Annotated in this window: 14 protein-coding genes and 1 pseudogene; 10 read left to right on the top strand and 5 right to left on the bottom strand. The window is 63.1% G+C overall.

Translation table 11 applies throughout. The annotated features are described in order from the left end of the window. Window positions 1–18 precede the first annotated feature (18 nt). From prfB to AUC70_RS13425, 3 genes are all read right to left on the bottom strand, one after another. Window positions 19–1,138, bottom strand: a protein-coding gene (prfB, locus tag AUC70_RS13435) for a peptide chain release factor 2 (protein ID WP_425283605.1) whose coding sequence is annotated in 2 segments (ribosomal slippage) — window positions 19–1,071 and window positions 1,073–1,138 — 1,119 coding nt in all. Because the reading frame shifts where the segments join, the coding sequence is not laid out codon by codon here. A gap of 110 nt (window positions 1,139–1,248) precedes the next feature. Continuing rightward, on the bottom strand, window positions 1,249–3,879 hold the full coding sequence (locus tag AUC70_RS13430) for a penicillin-binding protein 1A (RefSeq protein ID WP_083241582.1): 2,631 nt from the start codon (window positions 3,877–3,879) through the stop codon (window positions 1,249–1,251). 114 nt (window positions 3,880–3,993) lie between these two features. Beyond that, window positions 3,994–5,139, bottom strand: coding sequence for an N-acetylmuramoyl-L-alanine amidase (locus AUC70_RS13425; RefSeq protein ID WP_244505632.1), 1,146 nt, complete (start codon window positions 5,137–5,139; stop codon window positions 3,994–3,996). A 744-nt stretch (window positions 5,140–5,883) separates the two neighbouring features. Between AUC70_RS13425 and AUC70_RS13405 the strand changes: the two are divergent. Together AUC70_RS13405 and AUC70_RS13395 are read left to right on the top strand one after the other, a co-directional pair. Then, a pseudogene (locus AUC70_RS13405) lies at window positions 5,884–7,989 on the top strand (Rne/Rng family ribonuclease); the annotation flags it as partial. Between the two features lie 235 nt (window positions 7,990–8,224). Continuing rightward, complete coding sequence (locus AUC70_RS13395) at window positions 8,225–8,770, top strand: prolipoprotein diacylglyceryl transferase (RefSeq protein WP_141702132.1); 546 nt, start codon at window positions 8,225–8,227, stop codon at window positions 8,768–8,770. A 122-nt stretch (window positions 8,771–8,892) separates the two neighbouring features. Here the strand turns inward: AUC70_RS13395 and AUC70_RS13390 are convergent, their stop codons facing one another. Further along, complete coding sequence (locus AUC70_RS13390; RefSeq protein ID WP_069445506.1) at window positions 8,893–10,002, bottom strand: pyridoxal phosphate-dependent aminotransferase; 1,110 nt, start codon at window positions 10,000–10,002, stop codon at window positions 8,893–8,895. A 269-nt stretch (window positions 10,003–10,271) separates the two neighbouring features. On the opposite strand from AUC70_RS13390, the gene AUC70_RS18175 reads away from it, so the two are divergent. From AUC70_RS18175 to aat, 8 genes are all read left to right on the top strand, one after another. Further along, window positions 10,272–10,568, top strand: a complete 297-nt coding sequence (locus AUC70_RS18175; RefSeq protein WP_244505631.1) for a hypothetical protein — start codon at window positions 10,272–10,274, stop codon at window positions 10,566–10,568. Then, window positions 10,541–11,218, top strand: a complete 678-nt coding sequence (locus tag AUC70_RS16470; protein WP_244505630.1) for a M48 family metalloprotease — start codon at window positions 10,541–10,543, stop codon at window positions 11,216–11,218. The genes AUC70_RS18175 and AUC70_RS16470 overlap by 28 nt, the downstream gene beginning before the upstream one ends. Continuing rightward, window positions 11,197–11,700, top strand: a complete 504-nt coding sequence (locus AUC70_RS16465; RefSeq protein WP_083241579.1) for a tetratricopeptide repeat protein — start codon at window positions 11,197–11,199, stop codon at window positions 11,698–11,700. Before AUC70_RS16470 ends, AUC70_RS16465 begins: the two co-directional genes overlap by 22 nt. 36 nt (window positions 11,701–11,736) lie before the next feature. Beyond that, window positions 11,737–12,540, top strand: coding sequence for a DsbA family protein (locus AUC70_RS13380; RefSeq protein WP_069445307.1), 804 nt, complete (start codon window positions 11,737–11,739; stop codon window positions 12,538–12,540). A gap of 194 nt (window positions 12,541–12,734) precedes the next feature. Next, window positions 12,735–13,178 carry a type II 3-dehydroquinate dehydratase gene (gene aroQ / locus AUC70_RS13375; RefSeq protein ID WP_069445306.1) on the top strand — a complete coding sequence of 148 codons (444 nt, stop codon included), beginning with the start codon at window positions 12,735–12,737 and terminating at the stop codon, window positions 13,176–13,178. Window positions 13,179–13,205: 27 nt separating this feature from the next. Continuing rightward, on the top strand, window positions 13,206–13,667 hold the full coding sequence (gene accB / locus AUC70_RS13370) for an acetyl-CoA carboxylase biotin carboxyl carrier protein (RefSeq protein ID WP_069445305.1): 462 nt from the start codon (window positions 13,206–13,208) through the stop codon (window positions 13,665–13,667). Between the two features lie 16 nt (window positions 13,668–13,683). Further along, entirely contained in the window at window positions 13,684–15,033 is a 1,350-nt protein-coding gene (gene accC / locus AUC70_RS13365; protein WP_069445304.1) for an acetyl-CoA carboxylase biotin carboxylase subunit, read from the top strand. Window positions 15,034–15,135: 102 nt separating this feature from the next. Then, window positions 15,136–15,861 carry a leucyl/phenylalanyl-tRNA--protein transferase gene (gene aat / locus AUC70_RS13360; RefSeq protein WP_069445303.1) on the top strand — a complete coding sequence of 242 codons (726 nt, stop codon included), beginning with the start codon at window positions 15,136–15,138 and terminating at the stop codon, window positions 15,859–15,861. A gap of 13 nt (window positions 15,862–15,874) precedes the next feature. Here the strand turns inward: aat and AUC70_RS13355 are convergent, their stop codons facing one another. Then, window positions 15,875–16,552, bottom strand: coding sequence for a DUF2155 domain-containing protein (locus AUC70_RS13355; RefSeq protein WP_342022407.1), 678 nt, complete (start codon window positions 16,550–16,552; stop codon window positions 15,875–15,877). Window positions 16,553–16,588 lie beyond the last annotated feature (36 nt).

Raw genomic sequence — 16,588 nt, 5'->3', positions numbered from 1 at the left:
TCATTTTCGTATTTGCCTTTAGGCGCTCGTTTTGGCGTCGGTGTTGATCCGCTCCGCCAGAGCCGCCTCGATGAAGCCGTCGATGTCTCCGTCGAGAACCGCCGGCGGGTTCGTGTTCTCCACGCCCGTGCGCAAATCCTTCACCAACTGGTAGGGCTGCAGCACGTACGAGCGGATCTGGTGCCCCCAGCCGATCTCGGATTTGGATGCGGCTGAGGCCGTCGCTTCCTCTTCGCGGCGCTTGAGTTCTGCCTCGTAGAGACGTGCACGGAGCATCGACCACGCGGTGGCGCGATTCTTGTGCTGCGACCGTTCGTTCTGGCACTGAACCACGATGCCGGTCGGAACATGGGTAATGCGCACGGCGCTGTCCGTCGTATTGACGTGCTGACCGCCCGCCCCCGACGCACGATACGTGTCGATCCGGACGTCCTTATCCTCGATCTCGATCTCGATCGCATCGTCGATCGCCGGATAGACCCAAACTGAGGCGAAGCTGGTGTGACGGCGCGCATTGGAATCGAACGGCGAGATGCGCACCAGGCGGTGCACCCCGGATTCCGTCTTGAGCCAGCCATAGGCATTGAGCCCCTTGATCAGAACGGTTGCCGACTTGATCCCCGCTTCTTCCCCGGGGCTTTCGCCGATCAGCTCGACCTTGTAGCCGCGGTTCTCGGCCCAACGCATGTACATGCGTTCCAGCATTTGGGCCCAGTCCTGGCTCTCCGTACCCGCCGCGCCGGCGTGAATCTCCGCATACGCATCGTTTGCGTCGGCCTCGCCCGACAGCAGCGCCTCGACCTCCCGCTTGTGCACCTCCTGGCGCAGCTTACGCAAGGAGTCCTCGGCCTCGGTGACGATGCTCTCGTCGCCCTCTTCCTCGCCGAGCGCGGCAAGCGTCAGATTGTCGTCGAGTTCTGCCTGGATGCTGTCGTAGGCGGCGAGTGCGGCCTCGAGCTGCTGGCGTTCGCGCATGAGCCCTTGTGCGCGCGCCGCGTCGTTCCAGAAATCCGGATCTTCGGCTTCGCGGTCGAGCTCCGTCAGGCGTGCCCTGGCTTGGTCCGGGTCAAAGATGCCTCCGCAACAAGGAGAGCGACTCTTTGATCTCGTTAACAAGCGCCTCGGTTTCGGCTCGCATCTTACCCTCGTGATGTCTTGTTGGTTCGTGAAACAAAAGCGCGCGCGGAACCGGTCCGCGCCCGCGATCTCTCATATCATCGGATTGTAGCCGATGCGTTCAGGCGACGGTCAGAAGCGCCCGAAAAACCCGCGTCGCTGCTGGCGGCGGCGTTGCGGCTGCGGCGCTGCGGCCGGCGGCGGGCTCGCGGCCTGCTGCTGCGCAGCGGCGGGCGCTGCGGCTGCCGCTGGATAGTTCGGGAAGGACTCTCCCTGCCCGCCTTCACCGTTCTGAGCCCCCTGTGCCGCGGCGGCGGCCGAGGCGGAAACCTGCTCCGGCTTGAATGCTTCCATGACCGTTCCCGCTTGTCCCTTCCGGGCCGGCAGGCCGGTCTGATGGTTCACAGGCACCATGACCGTGCCCTCCGGCGCGCGGAACGGTTTCGGCGGCACGCCTTCCAAAGCCTCTTCGAAGAACTGCTTCACAATCGGCGCCGCGAGACCGCCGCCCGTCGCGCTTCGGCCCATGGGCTTCGGCTGGTCGTATCCAACATAGGAGCCGACGACGAGGTCCGGCGTATAGCCGATGAACCAGGCGTCCTTGTAGTTGTTGGTCGTGCCCGTCTTGCCGGCGATAGGCCGCTTGAGAGAAACCAGACGCCGGGCGGTACCGGAGGTGACGACGCCCTCCATGATACCGACCATCTGGTAAGCGGCGATCGGATCAACGATCTGCTCATTGACCTCGACAAGCTCGGGCTCCGCCTGGCTCGTCCATTCCCGCGCCGCGCATCCGTTGCAGTCGCGTTTGTCGTGTTTCCAAATGGTCCGCCCGTAGCGATTCTGGATACGGTCGATGAAGGTCGCCTCGACCTTCCTGCCGCCGTTCGCAATCATCGAATAGGCCGTCACCATACGCAGAAGCGTGGTCTCACCCGCGCCAAGAGACATGGACAGCGCCGGCATCAGATTGTCGTAGACGCCGAACCGCCGCGAATATTCAGCGATGACCGGCATCCCGATATCCCGCGACAGACGCACGGTCATCAGGTTCCGCGACTTCTCGATGCCCCGGCGCAGCGTCGAGGGGCCAGCCCCGCCGCCGGAATAGTTCTTAGGACACCAGGGCGGCATGCCTCGGCCTTGGCTCACGCAGATGCGGCCGTCGAGAATGACGCTGTTCGGCGCATAGCCGTTGTCCAGTGCCGTTAGATAGATGAGCGGCTTGAACGAAGAGCCCGGCTGCCGCAGTGCCTGGGTGGCTCGGTCGAACTGGCTTTGGTGGAAGCTGAATCCGCCGGCAATGGCCAGAACGCGGCCCGAATGCGGGTCCATCGCCACGAGCGCGCCACTGACCTTGGGAACCTGCTGAAGCGACCATTCCCCGGGTACCGTCGTAGCGACCGTCTCTTCCGACGCCTCGCCCTCGTCGTCCTTCTTCGGCTTTGCCTCGACCGGGGCCACGTAGACGACGTCACCAGGCTTCAGGGCCGACTTGATCGGCTTTCTGGTCCACCGAACTTGCGCTGCGGGGATGGTGCCGGTCTCACGTTCCGTGAGCAACTGGCCCTGCTTGTCGCGGCCAGGGCGCAGCCCGATCTTCGCGTCGTTGTTGTTCACCTCGAGGACGACCGCGAGCCGCCATGGTTCGATATCGCTCCACACCGGAATGTCGGCGAGGGTCTTGCCCCAGTCTCCCGAGATCTCGATCTTCTTTTCCGGGCCGCGCCAGCCGCCGTTGGCGCGGTCGTATCGCGTCAGCCCATCCACGAGCGCTTCGCGCGCAATCGCCTGCATGCGCGGATTGAGCGACGTGCGGACCGAGAACCCGCCGCCGTAGAGCTTGTCTTCCCCGAAACGGTCCAGAATTTCGCGGCGGACTTCCTCGGCGAAATACTCCGAGGCGTGAATGCGCGGGCCGTATCTTTTGGCAAGGACGGTAAGCGGTTTTGCCTTGGCGGCCTCGCCCTCTTCAGGCGTCGCATAACCGTTCTCGACGATCCGGTCGATAACCCAGTTACGGCGGGCAAGAGCACGCTTCTGGTGCTTGATGGGATGGTAGCGGCTGGGCGCCTTCGGTAGCACGGCCAGATAGGCCGCCTCTTCCAGCGTGAGTTCGTTGAGCGCCTTGTCCCAATAGCGCTGCGCCGCGGCCGCGACGCCGTAGGCGCCGCCGCCGAGATAGATCTCGTTGAGATAGAGCTCGAGGATCTGGTCTTTCGTGAAGGCACGCTCGATACGGATAGCGAGGATCGCCTCCTTCAGCTTGCGTTCGATGTTCTGATCGCTCGTGAGCAGGAAGTTCTTAGCGACCTGCTGGGTGATGGTCGAAGCGCCCTGCTTGCCGCCGCCACCCGACTGCATGGCGCTGAGGTTGGCGACGAGCGCGCGAACGATACCTTGAATATCCAAGCCGCCATGCTGATAGAAATTCTTGTCCTCGGCGGACAGGAACGCATCGATGACCCGCTTCGGAATCGCCGTGATCGGAACGTAGATGCGCCGCTGCCGCGCATACTCGGCAATGAGGCGTCCGTCATCGGCGTGAATACGCGTCATGACCGGCGGCTCGTACCGGGCGAGATTCTCGTAGTCGGGCAATTCCTGGGACACCTTCCACAGGACAAAGGCGACCGCGCCCGCGACAGCGATAGACAGGATCATGCACGCGGCAAAGACAAAGCCCAAGAGCCGCAGGAAAAACCCGCCGCGCTTCTTCTTTTTCCCCTGTTTAGGGGGCTTTACCGGTGCCGTGATGTCCATGTGAGCTCTACTATTTTGACCCGCCTGCCAAACCGGCGGGATTCCCAACTTCAACCTAACCAAGAATATGGCAACAAAACGCAATAGTCCCGTGGAATCCGGGGATTGCGAGCGCTAGAACGGGGCCCGGGCGAGGCGCTTCTTGAAATAATTGTCGACCGCGGCGCTGATGGCCCCCGCCATGCGCTCGCGCCAGACCTCGGAGGTGAGCTGTTTCTCGTCCTCCTCATTCGACAGGAAGCCGAGTTCCAAGAGGACCGACGGGACATCCGGCGCCTTGAGAACCCGGAAGCCTGCGGAGCGCAACTGCTTGGTGTGAAGCCTGCCCTTGGCGGCCAGTTCTCCCACGATGGAACGGGCCATTACCACCGAACGATTGTTGGTCTCGCGCTGGGCCAGATCGATCAGGATATTCGTGGCGACCTCGTCGGAGTCCTTCGGAAGCTCCACACCGGCAATCGCGTCCGAGAAGTTCTCCTTGGCGGCCAGGGCTCTCGCCTCTTCGTCACTCGCTTCCTCGGAGAGCGTGAAGACCGTGGCGCCCCGCACGTCGTCGATCTCGGTCGGAAAGTAGTCGGCATGAAGTGAGATGAACAAGCCGGCGCCCTTCTCCCGGGCGTATTTGACCCGCTCCTTCAGCGGCAGAAACGTGTCGTCGTCGCGCGTCATGAAGACGTGATAGCGGTCCGTGGCCTCCAGTTTTTTCCTCAGCCGCTTGGCGAACTCCAGAACCACGTCCTTCTCTTGAACCCCGTTGGCGCTCTTGGCGCCAGGATCGACACCACCGTGACCGGGATCCAAGACCACGACGGGTTTTTCATCGCCCGACGGCGCAATGGCCAATGGAACGGGGGTTGGGTCCGACTCCGCCGCCTTGCTGCGCTGCTCCTGCTGCTTTGCCAGGAAGGTCTTCTCGTCCGTCGGCACGAGGTCGATTACAAGCCGCGCCGGCTGGTCGTCGCGCGCGCCGAGCACGAAGGAGCGATCGATCAAGAACGGACCGCTGATATCCAAAACGATGCGCGACTTGCCGGGTGCGAACAAGCCGTAGCGAAAGGCCGTGACGAGGCCGCGCTGCTCGTTCCCGATTCCGTCCGGCATCTGGAAGCTGACGTCCGCAGCGTCGACAATCACCCGGTAGGGATTGCCGAGCGCGAATACGCTCACATCCACTTTCTTGGATAGGTCGGCAATGAACCGTGTGCGCTCGCGGTCCCCGGCGAGACGCGCGTCTTGCGCGACCGCTCCGCGCTCGGCCATTGCGGATTGACTCGCGGCCGCCAACGCAAGGACTCCGATGGGGAGCGCCAGAAGCAACGCCAGTGCTCTCCCCGCCAAGTGTCGCATGATGCGCATTTCGTCCTACTTGACCTACTCGAACTCCACCTTGCGCACCAAACGCGACGAGCGCCGTTTCGTTCACGTTGAGCGGCTACGGGGACCTTTTTGCGGCCACGTGGTGCCCAAACTCGGTCCTCGATAGGACCCAAATATTAACCACGCCTGGTTAAGCGTCCGTTGTGACGGAGGGCCGATCTGACTGACGGCACTTGCCAAATATCCCGGCAACACCCTAATAGTGGGTGACTCATGTCAATGAGTCTGAAGCCCTTGGACGCTGATCGGCGGGACGGGCAGAACCAATTTGGCGCGTCGGGCCTAGAAAAAGCGGCTCTGACGCAGGAATGCGGCGGCAATTAAAGGAATATGTGCCGCCTTAGCACAGAACGGGCCGCAGCGTTTTAATTGCGGCCACTTAGGAAATCGCGATGCAGAGTCAGGGCGGCCAGATAAGCTACCGTAATCACGGTGCTTTCCCATTGCCCCTTTATGCTCGGCGGCTGACACAGTCCGCTCCCCGAAGCCCCGCAGACGGGCTCTCGGCGGGGCATCGCCTGGATTCATGGACGACTGACATTAGGTCCGCGCGGCCCTTAGGCCCGGGCCCGGCGAAACGGCTGACGCCGTTCACCGCCGAACGCCGCGCGGCGGAGAACATACAACATGGCAAACAAGATGCTTATCGATGCGGCGCATCCGGAGGAGACCCGGGTCGTCGTAAAGGGAAATCGTGTCGAGGAATTTGATTACGAATCCGCAAGTAAAAAACAGCTAAGAGGCAATATCTATCTCGCAAAAGTCACGCGAGTAGAGCCGTCTCTCCAAGCCGCGTTCGTCGATTACGGCGGAAACCGGCACGGTTTCTTGGCATTTTCTGAGATTCATCCTGATTATTATCAGATCCCGGTTGCGGATCGCCAAGCGCTCCTCGAAGAGGAGGCCGCCGAGCAAAGCCGCGCCTCCGCCGAGGAGGCTGCGGAGGACGACGCCGCGTCGAACGGCGGACGCGGCGCGGGCGCCGGCGCCGTGGCCGCGGTCGTGGCGAACCTCGTAGAGAGACTCGCAAGCAGGAAACGGCGGCAGACGAAGAAGCATCCCCCGCGGACGCGCTTCCGATTGCCACATTCGAGTTCGACGACGATGACGAGTCGATACGACGCCGCGCGACGACAATGACGGCTCCGACATCCAACTAGAGGCCTCTGAACTAACTCACGAAGTCTCCGAGCCCGCCGAGCCCCCGGCCCAGGAAGAGGATGCCGAGGCTGGCGACGCCGATGAGGCGCCGCGGGGCAAAGACGTATCTGACGAGAATGCCGTCGAGGCACGTAAGCCGGAATCCACTGACGAGGACGCGGCCGACGAAGACGACGTCGATGCGGACACCGATCACGGCGAAGACTCGGACGAGGATTCCGACGACGACGACGAGGATTTCGACGACGACCAGTCCGATGACGATGACGACACAGACGACGACGGCGACGACGAGCGCGGCAGCCGCCGCAGGTCAGCCAAGGATCGCGTCGAGTCGGTCGGCTCAGAGGATGCGCTCGAGGAACTGCCCGAACGTGCTCGCCGCAGACGCGGCCGTCCTTATAAGATCCAAGAAGTCATTCGGCGCCGCCAGATCATTCTGGTTCAGGTGGTGAAGGAAGAGCGCGGCAATAAGGGCGCAGCGCTGACCACGTATCTTTCTCTTGCGGGTCGTTACACGGTCCTGATGCCGAATACGGCGCGGGGCGGCGGTATCTCCCGCAAGATCACCCAACCGACGGACCGGAAGCGTCTGCGCGAGATCGCAGGCGAACTCGAGGTGCCGGAAGGAATGGGGCTGATCATCCGCACGGCCGGCGCCCAGCGGACCAAGACCGAAATCAAACGCGACTACGACTACCTCCTGCGCCTATGGGAGACGGTCCGCGATCTCACCTTGGGTTCGACGGCCCCTGCCCTCGTTTACGAGGAAGGCAGCCTGATCAAGCGCTCGATCCGCGATCTCTACAACAAGGATATCGACGAGGTTCTGGTTGCCGGTGACGACGCTTACCGGGAGGCCAAGGACTTCATGCGCATGCTCATGCCGAGCCATGCCAAGAACGTGAAGCCCTACAAGGAGCCCGAACCGATCTTCATCCGGTATCAGGTCGAGCGGCAATTGGCGGCGATGTTCTCACCGCAAGTGACGCTCCGGTCCGGCGGCTACATCGTCATCAACCAAACCGAAGCCTTGGTGGCCGTCGACGTGAACTCGGGCAAGGCAACCCGCGAGCACAATATCGAGGACACCGCGCTCAAGACCAATATGGAAGCGGCCGAAGAGATCGCGAGGCAACTGCGCTTGCGCGACCTGGCAGGTCTCATCGTGATCGATTTCATCGACATGGATGAGCGGCGCAACAACCGGCAAGTCGAACGTCGCTTGAAAGACGCGCTGAAGAACGACCGGGCGCGCATCCAGGTTGGACGCATCAGCGCCTTCGGCCTCTTGGAGATGTCACGCCAGCGCCTGCGGACCGGCGTTCTGGAAGGCTCGACCAATGCCTGCGCCATGTGCCAAGCACCGGCATCGTGCGCTCGGTGGAGTCGGTCGCGCTCGACATTCTGCGTTCGATCGAAGACCGCCTGATCACCGACGGTGTCGTGCCGCTGAGTGCCACCACCGCGGTAGATGTTGCGCTCTACATTCTCAATCAGAAGCGCGCGCATCTGAAGGACATCGAAGCACGTTACAGCGTGCCCATCACCGTCGAGGCCGACAAGGACCTCCATATTCCGCAGTTCGTCATCGAGCGATCGACGGAAGGCGGCCCGGCAACCGGCGACAGCGCCGTGATCCATATGGATTGGGCGCATCATCGCGAAGAGGGTGCAAAATCCGAAGACGGCGACGGCGAGTCCGGCAAGCGGCGCTCGCGCGCGCCGGCGCGGCCGTGGCCGCGGCGAAAGTGATGGCGACACTGAGGGCCAGACGAGCGAGGCGTCGTCCGAGGACGACGAAGCCGTGGCCAGCGGTTCGGACAACGAAGCAGCTGAGGGCGATTCCGAGCAGCAGCCCCGTAAATCACGCCGCAGAGGCCGCCGTGGCGGCCGACGCGGACGCGGACGCGGTCAGCGCAATGCCGCGGAGCAATCGCCCGATCAGCAGGATGGCCAAGGTGACGAGGCCGTCGCCGACGCCGAGACGGACTCCGCGGACGCGGAGACCGCCGACAAAAGTGCTGCACCCGTTGCCGCGCTCAATGCGGAAACGCGGGAAGATGACCAGCAAGGCGACGACGCGCCAACGGATGACACCACTTCCGAGGACACGCCGGTTCGTGAGGTCTCGGACAGCGGGTATGTTGCCGAGACAAACGCCGACGAGCCAGACGAGGATCTCGCCGAACAACAGGCCGAGCCCCCGGCGCGCGAGACGGAACCCGCGCTCAGCATCGCATCGTCGCGTGACGAGCCGGTCGCGTCCGAGCCCGCGCCCGAAATTCGCATCGAGAGCGAGGGCGACAAGGAGCCCGTGCCCCAGCGCAAGGGCTGGTGGTCGCGCGGCTAGAGTTAGCCGATCGCTTCAGAGCAAGGCCGTATTAGAGGCGCCTTCGGGCGCCTCTTTTCTTGTCTTGCGCCGTGTCCCATGCGGCGAGTCTGTTCTTGCGACGACTGCCTGCAAGCCCGGCGTCAGCGCGTCTTCAGCCACGCGGCGATGCGCCGTGCGGCTTCGCGCATCTCGCGCTCCGCCCCCGCATAGCTCAGCCGGAGATAAGACCGTCCTCGCTCGGGATCGAAATCCATCCCCGGCGTCGTGGCGACGCCGATCTCTCGCAACATGGCTTGCGCGAACGCCGCACTGTCATCGGTCAAATCTCGGACATCGGCGTAGAGGTAGAACGCGCCGTCTGCAGGCAGAACGTTCGAGAGCCCGGCAGGCGGCAGTTCGTTCAGCAGGAGCGAACGGTTCCGCGCATAGCGGCTCTTGATCTCTTCGAGTTCGTCGATGCCGTCGAAGGCGCCAAGCGCTGCGACCTGAGACACCGTGGGCGGCGCGATATAGAGGTTCTGCGCCAGCCGCTCGATGGTCCGCGTCAAGGCTTCGGGTACGACGAGCCAGCCCACGCGCCAGCCGGTCATGCTGAAATACTTCGAGAAGCTGTTCACCACGATGGCGGAGTCCGAATAGGCAAGCGCCGTCTCCGCAGCCGCCTCATATTCGAGGCCGTGATAGATCTCGTCGGAAATCAGCCAGAGGCCCTGCCGCGCACAGGTCTTGGCCAGCTCCTTCAGGCGCGCGCCCCGCGTCATGGTGCCGGTGGGGTTGTTGGGGCTCGCAAGCAGCAAGCCCGCTGCGCCCGAAGCCCCCAGCGCCTCGACATCAGCCACCGTCGGCATCCAGCGTCCGGCGCCGGACGTTTCGATCAGATGCGGACGAAACCCGAGCGCTTTCAGAATTTGGCGGTAGCAGGGATAGCCCGGCGACGGCAAACCGAAGCTGTCGCCATGGTCGAGCACGGCGAGAAAGGCCAGCACGAAGCCGGCGGACGAACCAGCCGTGACGACGATGCGCTCCGGCCCCACGTCGACGCCGTAACGCGCCTCGAGATAGGCCGCGATCCGCTCCCGCAGCTCCGGAAGTCCGAGCGACAGCGTATAGCCGAGATTGTGCTCCGCCATGGCTTGCACGACGCGTTCGCGGGCCGCGCGGGGCGCCGGCGTCGCGGGCTGTCCCACCTCCATGTGGATGATGTCTTCGCCGGCCACCTCGCGCCGGTTCGCCTCGCGCATCACGTCCATGACGATGAACGGATCGATCTGGCGGCTTGCAGCCGGCGGCCGGGGTAACGATGAAAACTCGGACGGACTGCTCACGGCTTGCGCTCCTCGCGCATTGTTGATGGATAGCGGGCTGGCGGGTGTCACGTTGTCGCCGTAATCAGGCCCCAAGCAAAACGAACTTGGCAATGGCGGGGGCCATTAACGGCGTGCCAACGTAGCCCCCTCGTGAGGCAAAATAAAACAGCGTCTTTGCGCAAAACAGCCGAGCCAATACGATCACGTCCATCATGCCGACCCTGGCCAAACTCACGGCAGAGCCCTCTTCCCGACGCAGACCACCGCTGTCGCGTTTGGCGCTGACGGCGACCCTGGTTGCAGGACTGGTCGCGCCCAGCGTCGCGAACGCCGGCGGTATTATTCGCGACGCCGAAACCGAGGCGCTGATCCGCGAATACGCGGGACCGATCTTCCGAGCCGCCGGTCTCGGCTCTCAGAACATCAAGATCCACCTCGTCAACGACAAGAACTTCACGCCTTCGTCGTCGATGGCCACAACATGTTCATGCATGCCGGAACGCTCATGATTTCGGATACGCCGAACCAGGTGATCGGCGTCATCGCGCACGAGACCGGCCATATCACCGGCGGTCACTTGGCGCGATTGCGCTCGCAGGTTTCGCAAATGAAATCGACGGCCATGGCGCTGCAGATTCTGGGCTTGGCCGCGGCGATCGGCGGAAGTCTCGCCGGCGTTCCGTCTGCGGGCCAGCTCGGCATGGGTGCGATGGCCGGCGGCACCGATGCGGCGATGCGCAGCTTCCTGGCATACCGCCAGACCGAAGAATCCTCCGCCGACCAAGCCGCCATGACGTTTCTGAACGCGACGCGCCAATCGGGACGCGGCATGATCGAGACCTTCGACGTGCTGGCAGACAAGATGCGGGGCATTCAGGGGATCAATCCTTACCTGATGACCCACCCACTCCCGCAGACGCGTATCTCGCAACTTCGGACCCTGGTGGAACAGAGCCCCTATTACGACGTCAAAGATCCGCCGGAGCTTCAGTACCGGCACGACCTCATGCGCGCCAAACTGTCCGGCTTCCTGGAGAAGCCCGAAGCGTCCCTGAACCGCTACAAGGGCGACGATACCCTGGCGGCCACCTATGCCCGCGCGATCGCGACCTATCGGAAGTCGGGCGTGACGCCGCCATGCCGTATCTCAATGAGCTGATCGAGGCCCAGCCGCGATGGCCGTATTTCTATGAGACCAAAGGCCAGTTTCTGTTCGAAAGCGGCCGGGGCCGGGAAGCTATCGAGCCTTTGCGGAAGGCCGTGGAGCTCGCCCCCCACGAGGCGCTGATCCAGATCATGCTGGCGCAAGCCATGCTCAGCACCGAAGACAAGCGCTATCTCGACGAGGTCATCCGCAACCTGAAGAAAGCCTTGGTGCAGGAACCGCAATCGGCTATGGGCTACCGTCAACTTGCGATGGCGTACGGCCGCAAGGGCGATCAAGCTCAGGCTTCCGGCGCGCGGCAGAATTTCCTGGCCCGTGCCTCGCTTGCGTCCGCGGAGGCCTATTTCTATGAAGGACGCCTGCGCGAGGCCCAGATGATGGCCAAGAGGGCACAAGACGGTTTACCGGGCGGCACGCCGCAATGGCTGCGCGCCCAAGACATTCTCGATTTCAAAATGCCCGAACGCAAAAAATGATGCGTAGGGCCCACGCAAACTTTCGGAGACCTCAGTATGACCTTTAAGACTGGCCTGGCCACCGCCCTCGTCGCAGCGGTCGTCGCCGCTATTGTGAGCGCCGCCACCGTCCTTATCGTTTGGCGCGACAGCGCCGCGACCGCCAGTCTCGCGGGTGGCATCTCCGACAAGAAGGCCATCGAAGACGTCGTCCAAGAGTATCTCACGAAGAATCCCGAGATCCTCGTCGCCATGACGACCGAACTCGACCGGCGCCAGCAGGAAGAGCAGGATCAGCAGCAGAACAAGGCCATCAGCGAGAACGCCGACGCTCTGTTCCGCTCGGACAAGTCCTTCACGGCCGGCGACCCCGATGGAGACGTCACCGTGGTCGAGTTCTTCGACTACAATTGCGGCTATTGCCGCCGTGCGATGCCGGACGTGATGAAGCTGACGGACAATGACGACAAGGTCCGCGTCGTCTTCAAGGAACTCCCCATCTTCGGCGGGGACTCCGAAGATGCAGCCAAGGGAGCCCTCGCCGCCAAGATGCAGGGCAAATATCTCGAGATGCACCAGAAGCTCTTCAGCGAGCCGGGCAAGGCCAACAAGGAGAAGGTCCTGCGGATCGCCAACGAACTCGGGCTCGACGTGCCTCAGCTCGAGAAGGACATGGAGGGCCAGGAGGTCGCGGATGGCCTCGCCGAAGCCTATGCGCTGGCGCAGAGTCTCGGACTCCAGGGCACCCCGCTCTACCTGATCGGAGACCGCACTATTCCGGGCGCGCCGGACGATCTGTATGACCAGTTGGTCGAGAACGTCGAGGTCATCCGGAAAGAGGGCTGTAAGACCAGCTGCTGACGGCCGGTCTGAAGCCGGGTACGGGTCCCCGCGGAGCCGGAGCGCCCGTCGGGGGCTCAACGGTTTTTGCTCAAGTTCCAAAAAGCTGATAAACGGCCCGCTGCCGCACTTCATTTCGCCAGTTTCACGCGCGGCTCTGTCTGAATCTGCAGGCTGGGGCGTGTCAGCCCTGGATCGCCTACCGGGAATTCACCATGGCCAAGCCAATCTACATCCTGAATGGCCCGAACCTGAACCTGCTGGGGACTCGCGAACCCGAGGTCTACGGTACCGAGACCCTGGCGGATTTGGAGCAGCGCTGCGTCCGCAAGGCCGATGCGCTGGGCCTTGCGGTCGAGTTCCGGCAGAGCAACGGCGAGAGCGAACTCGTGGACTGGATTCAGGAGGCGCGCGCCAATGGGGCTGGCCTCATCGTCAACGCGGGTGCTTATTCCCACACCTCGATAGCCATGCTCGATGCATTGCTTGCCTGCGACGTGCCGGTCGTCGAGGTTCACCTATCGAATATCTTCAAGCGCGAACCATTCCGCCACCAATCCTATATTTCCGGGGCCGCGAAGGGGGTAATCTGCGGTTTCGGTGGCCTTGGCTACGAACTCGCGATCGAGGCTTTGGCCTCCGCGATTTCCGATGCCTGAGGGGACGACGACCATGAAAGGACGCCAATGACAAAAGACGGGGGAAGCCTCGATACGGACCTCATCAGGGAGCTCGCAACGCTTCTGGATGAAACCAGCCTTACGGAAATCGAGATCGAAATCGACGGACGCCGCTTCCGCGTCGCGCGCAACGTCAATGTGACGGCAGCGGCCGTGGCTGCTGCGCCTGCACCAGCCGCAGTGGAGCATGCGGAGCCGAAGCGCCGCGCGCCGTCGGAGGACGCGGGTGCCCATCCGGGCTCGGTCTCCTCACCTATGGTGGGAACCGCTTATCGCTCTCCCGAGCCTGGAGCGGCGCCATTCATCGAAATCGGCAGCTCGGTAAAGTCGGGTCAGACGCTTCTCATCATCGAAGCGATGAAGACGATGAACCACATCCCCTCGCCTCAGTCCGGCAAGGTCACGGCAATTCTCGTCGAGGACGGACAGCCGGTCGAGTTCGGCGAACCCCTCGTCGTGATCGAGTAGGAACAGCCAGACAGAAATGTTCGACAAGATCCTGATCGCCAACCGGGGAGAGATCGCGCTTCGCATCGAGCGAGCCTGCAAAGAACTCGGCATTTCCACCGTCGCCGTCCACTCGACCGCCGACGCGCATGCCATGCATGTGCGCCTCGCCGACGAGAGCGTCTGTATCGGCCCGCCGCAGGCCAAGGAGAGCTATCTCAACATTCCCGCGATCGTCGCGGCGTGCGAGATCACGGGCGCCGATGCCGTTCACCCCGGCTATGGCTTCCTGGCCGAGAATGCCCGTTTCGCCGAAATCCTCGAGGAGCACGGCATCGCATTTATCGGCCCGACGGCCGAGCACGTCCGGGTGATGGGCGACAAGATCAGAGCTAAGGAGACGGCAAAGTCCCTTGGCATTCCGGTCGTGCCCGGATCGGACGGCTCCATTTCCGACTTCGAGACCGCGAAGGTAGTCGCCGAGGAAATCGGATACCCGGTGATGGTGAAGGCGTCCGCCGGCGGCGGCGGCCGCGGCATGAAGCTGGCCCATTTCGACTACGAACTCGAGGCGGCCCTCAGCACGGCCCGTACGGAAGCCGGCGCCGCCTTCGGCGACGATACGGTTTATCTGGAGAAGTATCTCGGCAAACCTCGCCATATCGAGGTGCAGGTTCTCGCCGACGGCAACGGCAACGCCATTCATCTGGGCGAGCGCGACTGCTCCATTCAGCGGCGGCACCAGAAGCTCTGGGAAGAGGCCCCCTCGCCCGCGCTGAACGAAAGCGAGCGCGTCCGGATCGGTGAGATCGTGGCAAAGGCCATGCGCAAGTTGAAATACCGCGGTGTCGGAACCGTGGAGTTCCTCTACGAGAACAACGAATTCTATTTTATCGAAATGAACACGCGGCTTCAGGTGGAGCACACCGTGACCGAAATGATCACGGGGCTCGATCTCGTGATCGAACAGATCCGCATCGCCTCAGGCGCCCCTCTGACGATCCAGCAGGAAGATGTTCGTTTCGACGGCCACGCCATCGAGTGCCGCATCAATGCGGAGAACCCGCTGACGTTCCGGCCCTCTCCGGGCACCATCACCCATTTCCATCCGCCCGGCGGCCTTGGAGTCCGGGTCGATTCAGGCGCGTATGCGGGCTACACCATCCCCCCGTATTATGACAGTCTGATCGGCAAGCTCATTGTGCACGCTCGGAACCGCAATGAGTGCCTGATGCGTCTCAAGCGGGCTTTGGGAGAATTCGTGGTCGATGGCATCGAGACGACCATTCCCCTGTTCTCGTCGCTCATCCAGGAGCCGGACATCGTCAACGGCCATTACGATATCCACTGGCTCGAGGATCACTTGGCGCCGAACGGCGAGCGCTAATCCGCGTTACGCAAGCCAAGCGTTCGGCGCAGCACTGCCGGACAGGCCCTTGCCACCGGACAGGTACTTGCCAGATGCGCCCGCGTCGGGGACTCTTGGGTCATGACTTCTCTGGACGACGTCACGATCGAGATCACGCCTCAGGTTCTGCTGAAGGCGTATTCGTGCGGCATCTTCCCGATGGCGGAAAGCGCGGACAACAACGCGCTCTATTGGATCGAACCCGAGCGCCGCGGGATCCTGCCGCTGGACGCGGTCCACGTCTCCAGGAGCCTCGCTAAGACAATCCGCCGTGGCGGCTATGAAGTCAGAATCGACAACGACTACGACGCGGTGATCGACGGCTGCGCGGAGCCGCGATCCGGCCGCCGGAGTACCTGGATCAACAGTCGCATTCGCAGCCTCTATGGGGAGCTTTTCGCTCTCGGCCACTGCCACACGGTCGAAGTCTGGCAGGACGGCATGCTGACCGGCGGGCTTTACGGTGTCCATCTGGGCCGGGCGTTCTTCGGTGAGAGCATGTTTTCCCGGGCGCGGGACACCAGCAAGATTGCACTCGTCTATCTGGTCGCACGCCTAAAATATGGCGGCTTCACCCTGCTCGACACGCAGTTCATCACCGATCACCTCGTGCAGTTCGGCGCAATGGAGATCAGCCGGCAGGTCTTTCAGCAGCTTCTGGAAGAGGCTTTGGACTGCGGCGCGGGCAGCGGTAGCGGTGATGACGGGGATATGGCTGCCGCTTCGTTTGGTGCCCTGCCCGCCGATACGGATCCGGCCGAGATTCTGGACCTGGTCAGCGGCGCATCAACGCCGGGCTCCTCTTAGCACTGCAGCGACGTTAGCGTTGTAGCCAAGGCAGGAGCGGCCGCTGCTGCCGGGCAGCCGGTGGCGGCGCGGCGGGACGGGCCGGCGGAGCCGCTGCAGGCGGCGCGGCCGGTGCAGGCGCCGGTTCGGCGGCAGCTGCTTCCTCGGATGCCTCTTCGGTTTCGGTCTCCGCGCTTTCGGGCGGGGGACCGCCGATCGGATCCTTGCACTTCGTCAGCCAGACATCGAACACAGGGTGCTCGACCGCGTGAAGGCCTGGGCTTTCGGCAAACATCCAGCCGGTAAAAATGCGCTGCTGTTCGCCCGTCAACTTTACCTCGTCGACTTCGACGAAGGACGCCGTATCGGGCTTCTCGGTGAGCGGGCGCGAATTACAGATGCGCGGCGTTACCCTCAGGGCACCGAACTCGACGGTCTGATCGATCGGAATCTCGAGATGCTGAATGCGGCCCGTCACCTTGTCCAAGGCTGCGAAGACGGCCGTCTCGTTCTCGACCGGCGCGGCGACAGCGGTGCTTGCGGGGAGAGCCAACGTACAGGCTGCAAGCGCGGCCAAAGCGGCGCGGCCGGCCAATCGCTGTCCCCTATTGCTCCCCTTGATGCCCATCTCTTCGCTCGCTTCCGCCCCCAGGATCGCGACTAGTAACGCTCCTGAGCCAATCTTGCCGGCGGGAGCGACACCGCTACTCACGACACGCGTGGGCGATCATTGAGGCAACGGTGTGAC

It is taken from the genome of Methyloceanibacter stevinii (assembly GCF_001723355.1).
GTDB classification, from domain to species: domain Bacteria; phylum Pseudomonadota; class Alphaproteobacteria; order Rhizobiales; family Methyloligellaceae; genus Methyloceanibacter; species Methyloceanibacter stevinii.
Note: the sequence above shows the minus strand (reverse complement) of the source record. Positions and strands in the feature narration are given on the sequence as shown.

Coding starts and splice junctions, on each gene's coding strand:
- aat (WP_069445303.1), top strand. CDS start 15,136: ATGACTTCTCTGGACGACGTCACGATCGAGATCACGCCTCAGGTTCTG.
- AUC70_RS13390 (WP_069445506.1), bottom strand. CDS start 10,002: ATGGACGTGATGCGCGAGGCGAACCGGCGCGAGGTGGCCGGCGAAGAC.
- accC (WP_069445304.1), top strand. CDS start 13,684: ATGTTCGACAAGATCCTGATCGCCAACCGGGGAGAGATCGCGCTTCGC.
- AUC70_RS13380 (WP_069445307.1), top strand. CDS start 11,737: ATGACCTTTAAGACTGGCCTGGCCACCGCCCTCGTCGCAGCGGTCGTC.
- AUC70_RS16470 (WP_244505630.1), top strand. CDS start 10,541: ATGTTCATGCATGCCGGAACGCTCATGATTTCGGATACGCCGAACCAG.
- AUC70_RS16465 (WP_083241579.1), top strand. CDS start 11,197: ATGCCGTATCTCAATGAGCTGATCGAGGCCCAGCCGCGATGGCCGTAT.
- accB (WP_069445305.1), top strand. CDS start 13,206: ATGACAAAAGACGGGGGAAGCCTCGATACGGACCTCATCAGGGAGCTC.
- AUC70_RS18175 (WP_244505631.1), top strand. CDS start 10,272: ATGCCGACCCTGGCCAAACTCACGGCAGAGCCCTCTTCCCGACGCAGA.
- AUC70_RS13430 (WP_083241582.1), bottom strand. CDS start 3,879: ATGGACATCACGGCACCGGTAAAGCCCCCTAAACAGGGGAAAAAGAAG.
- AUC70_RS13425 (WP_244505632.1), bottom strand. CDS start 5,139: ATGGCCGAGCGCGGAGCGGTCGCGCAAGACGCGCGTCTCGCCGGGGAC.
- aroQ (WP_069445306.1), top strand. CDS start 12,735: ATGGCCAAGCCAATCTACATCCTGAATGGCCCGAACCTGAACCTGCTG.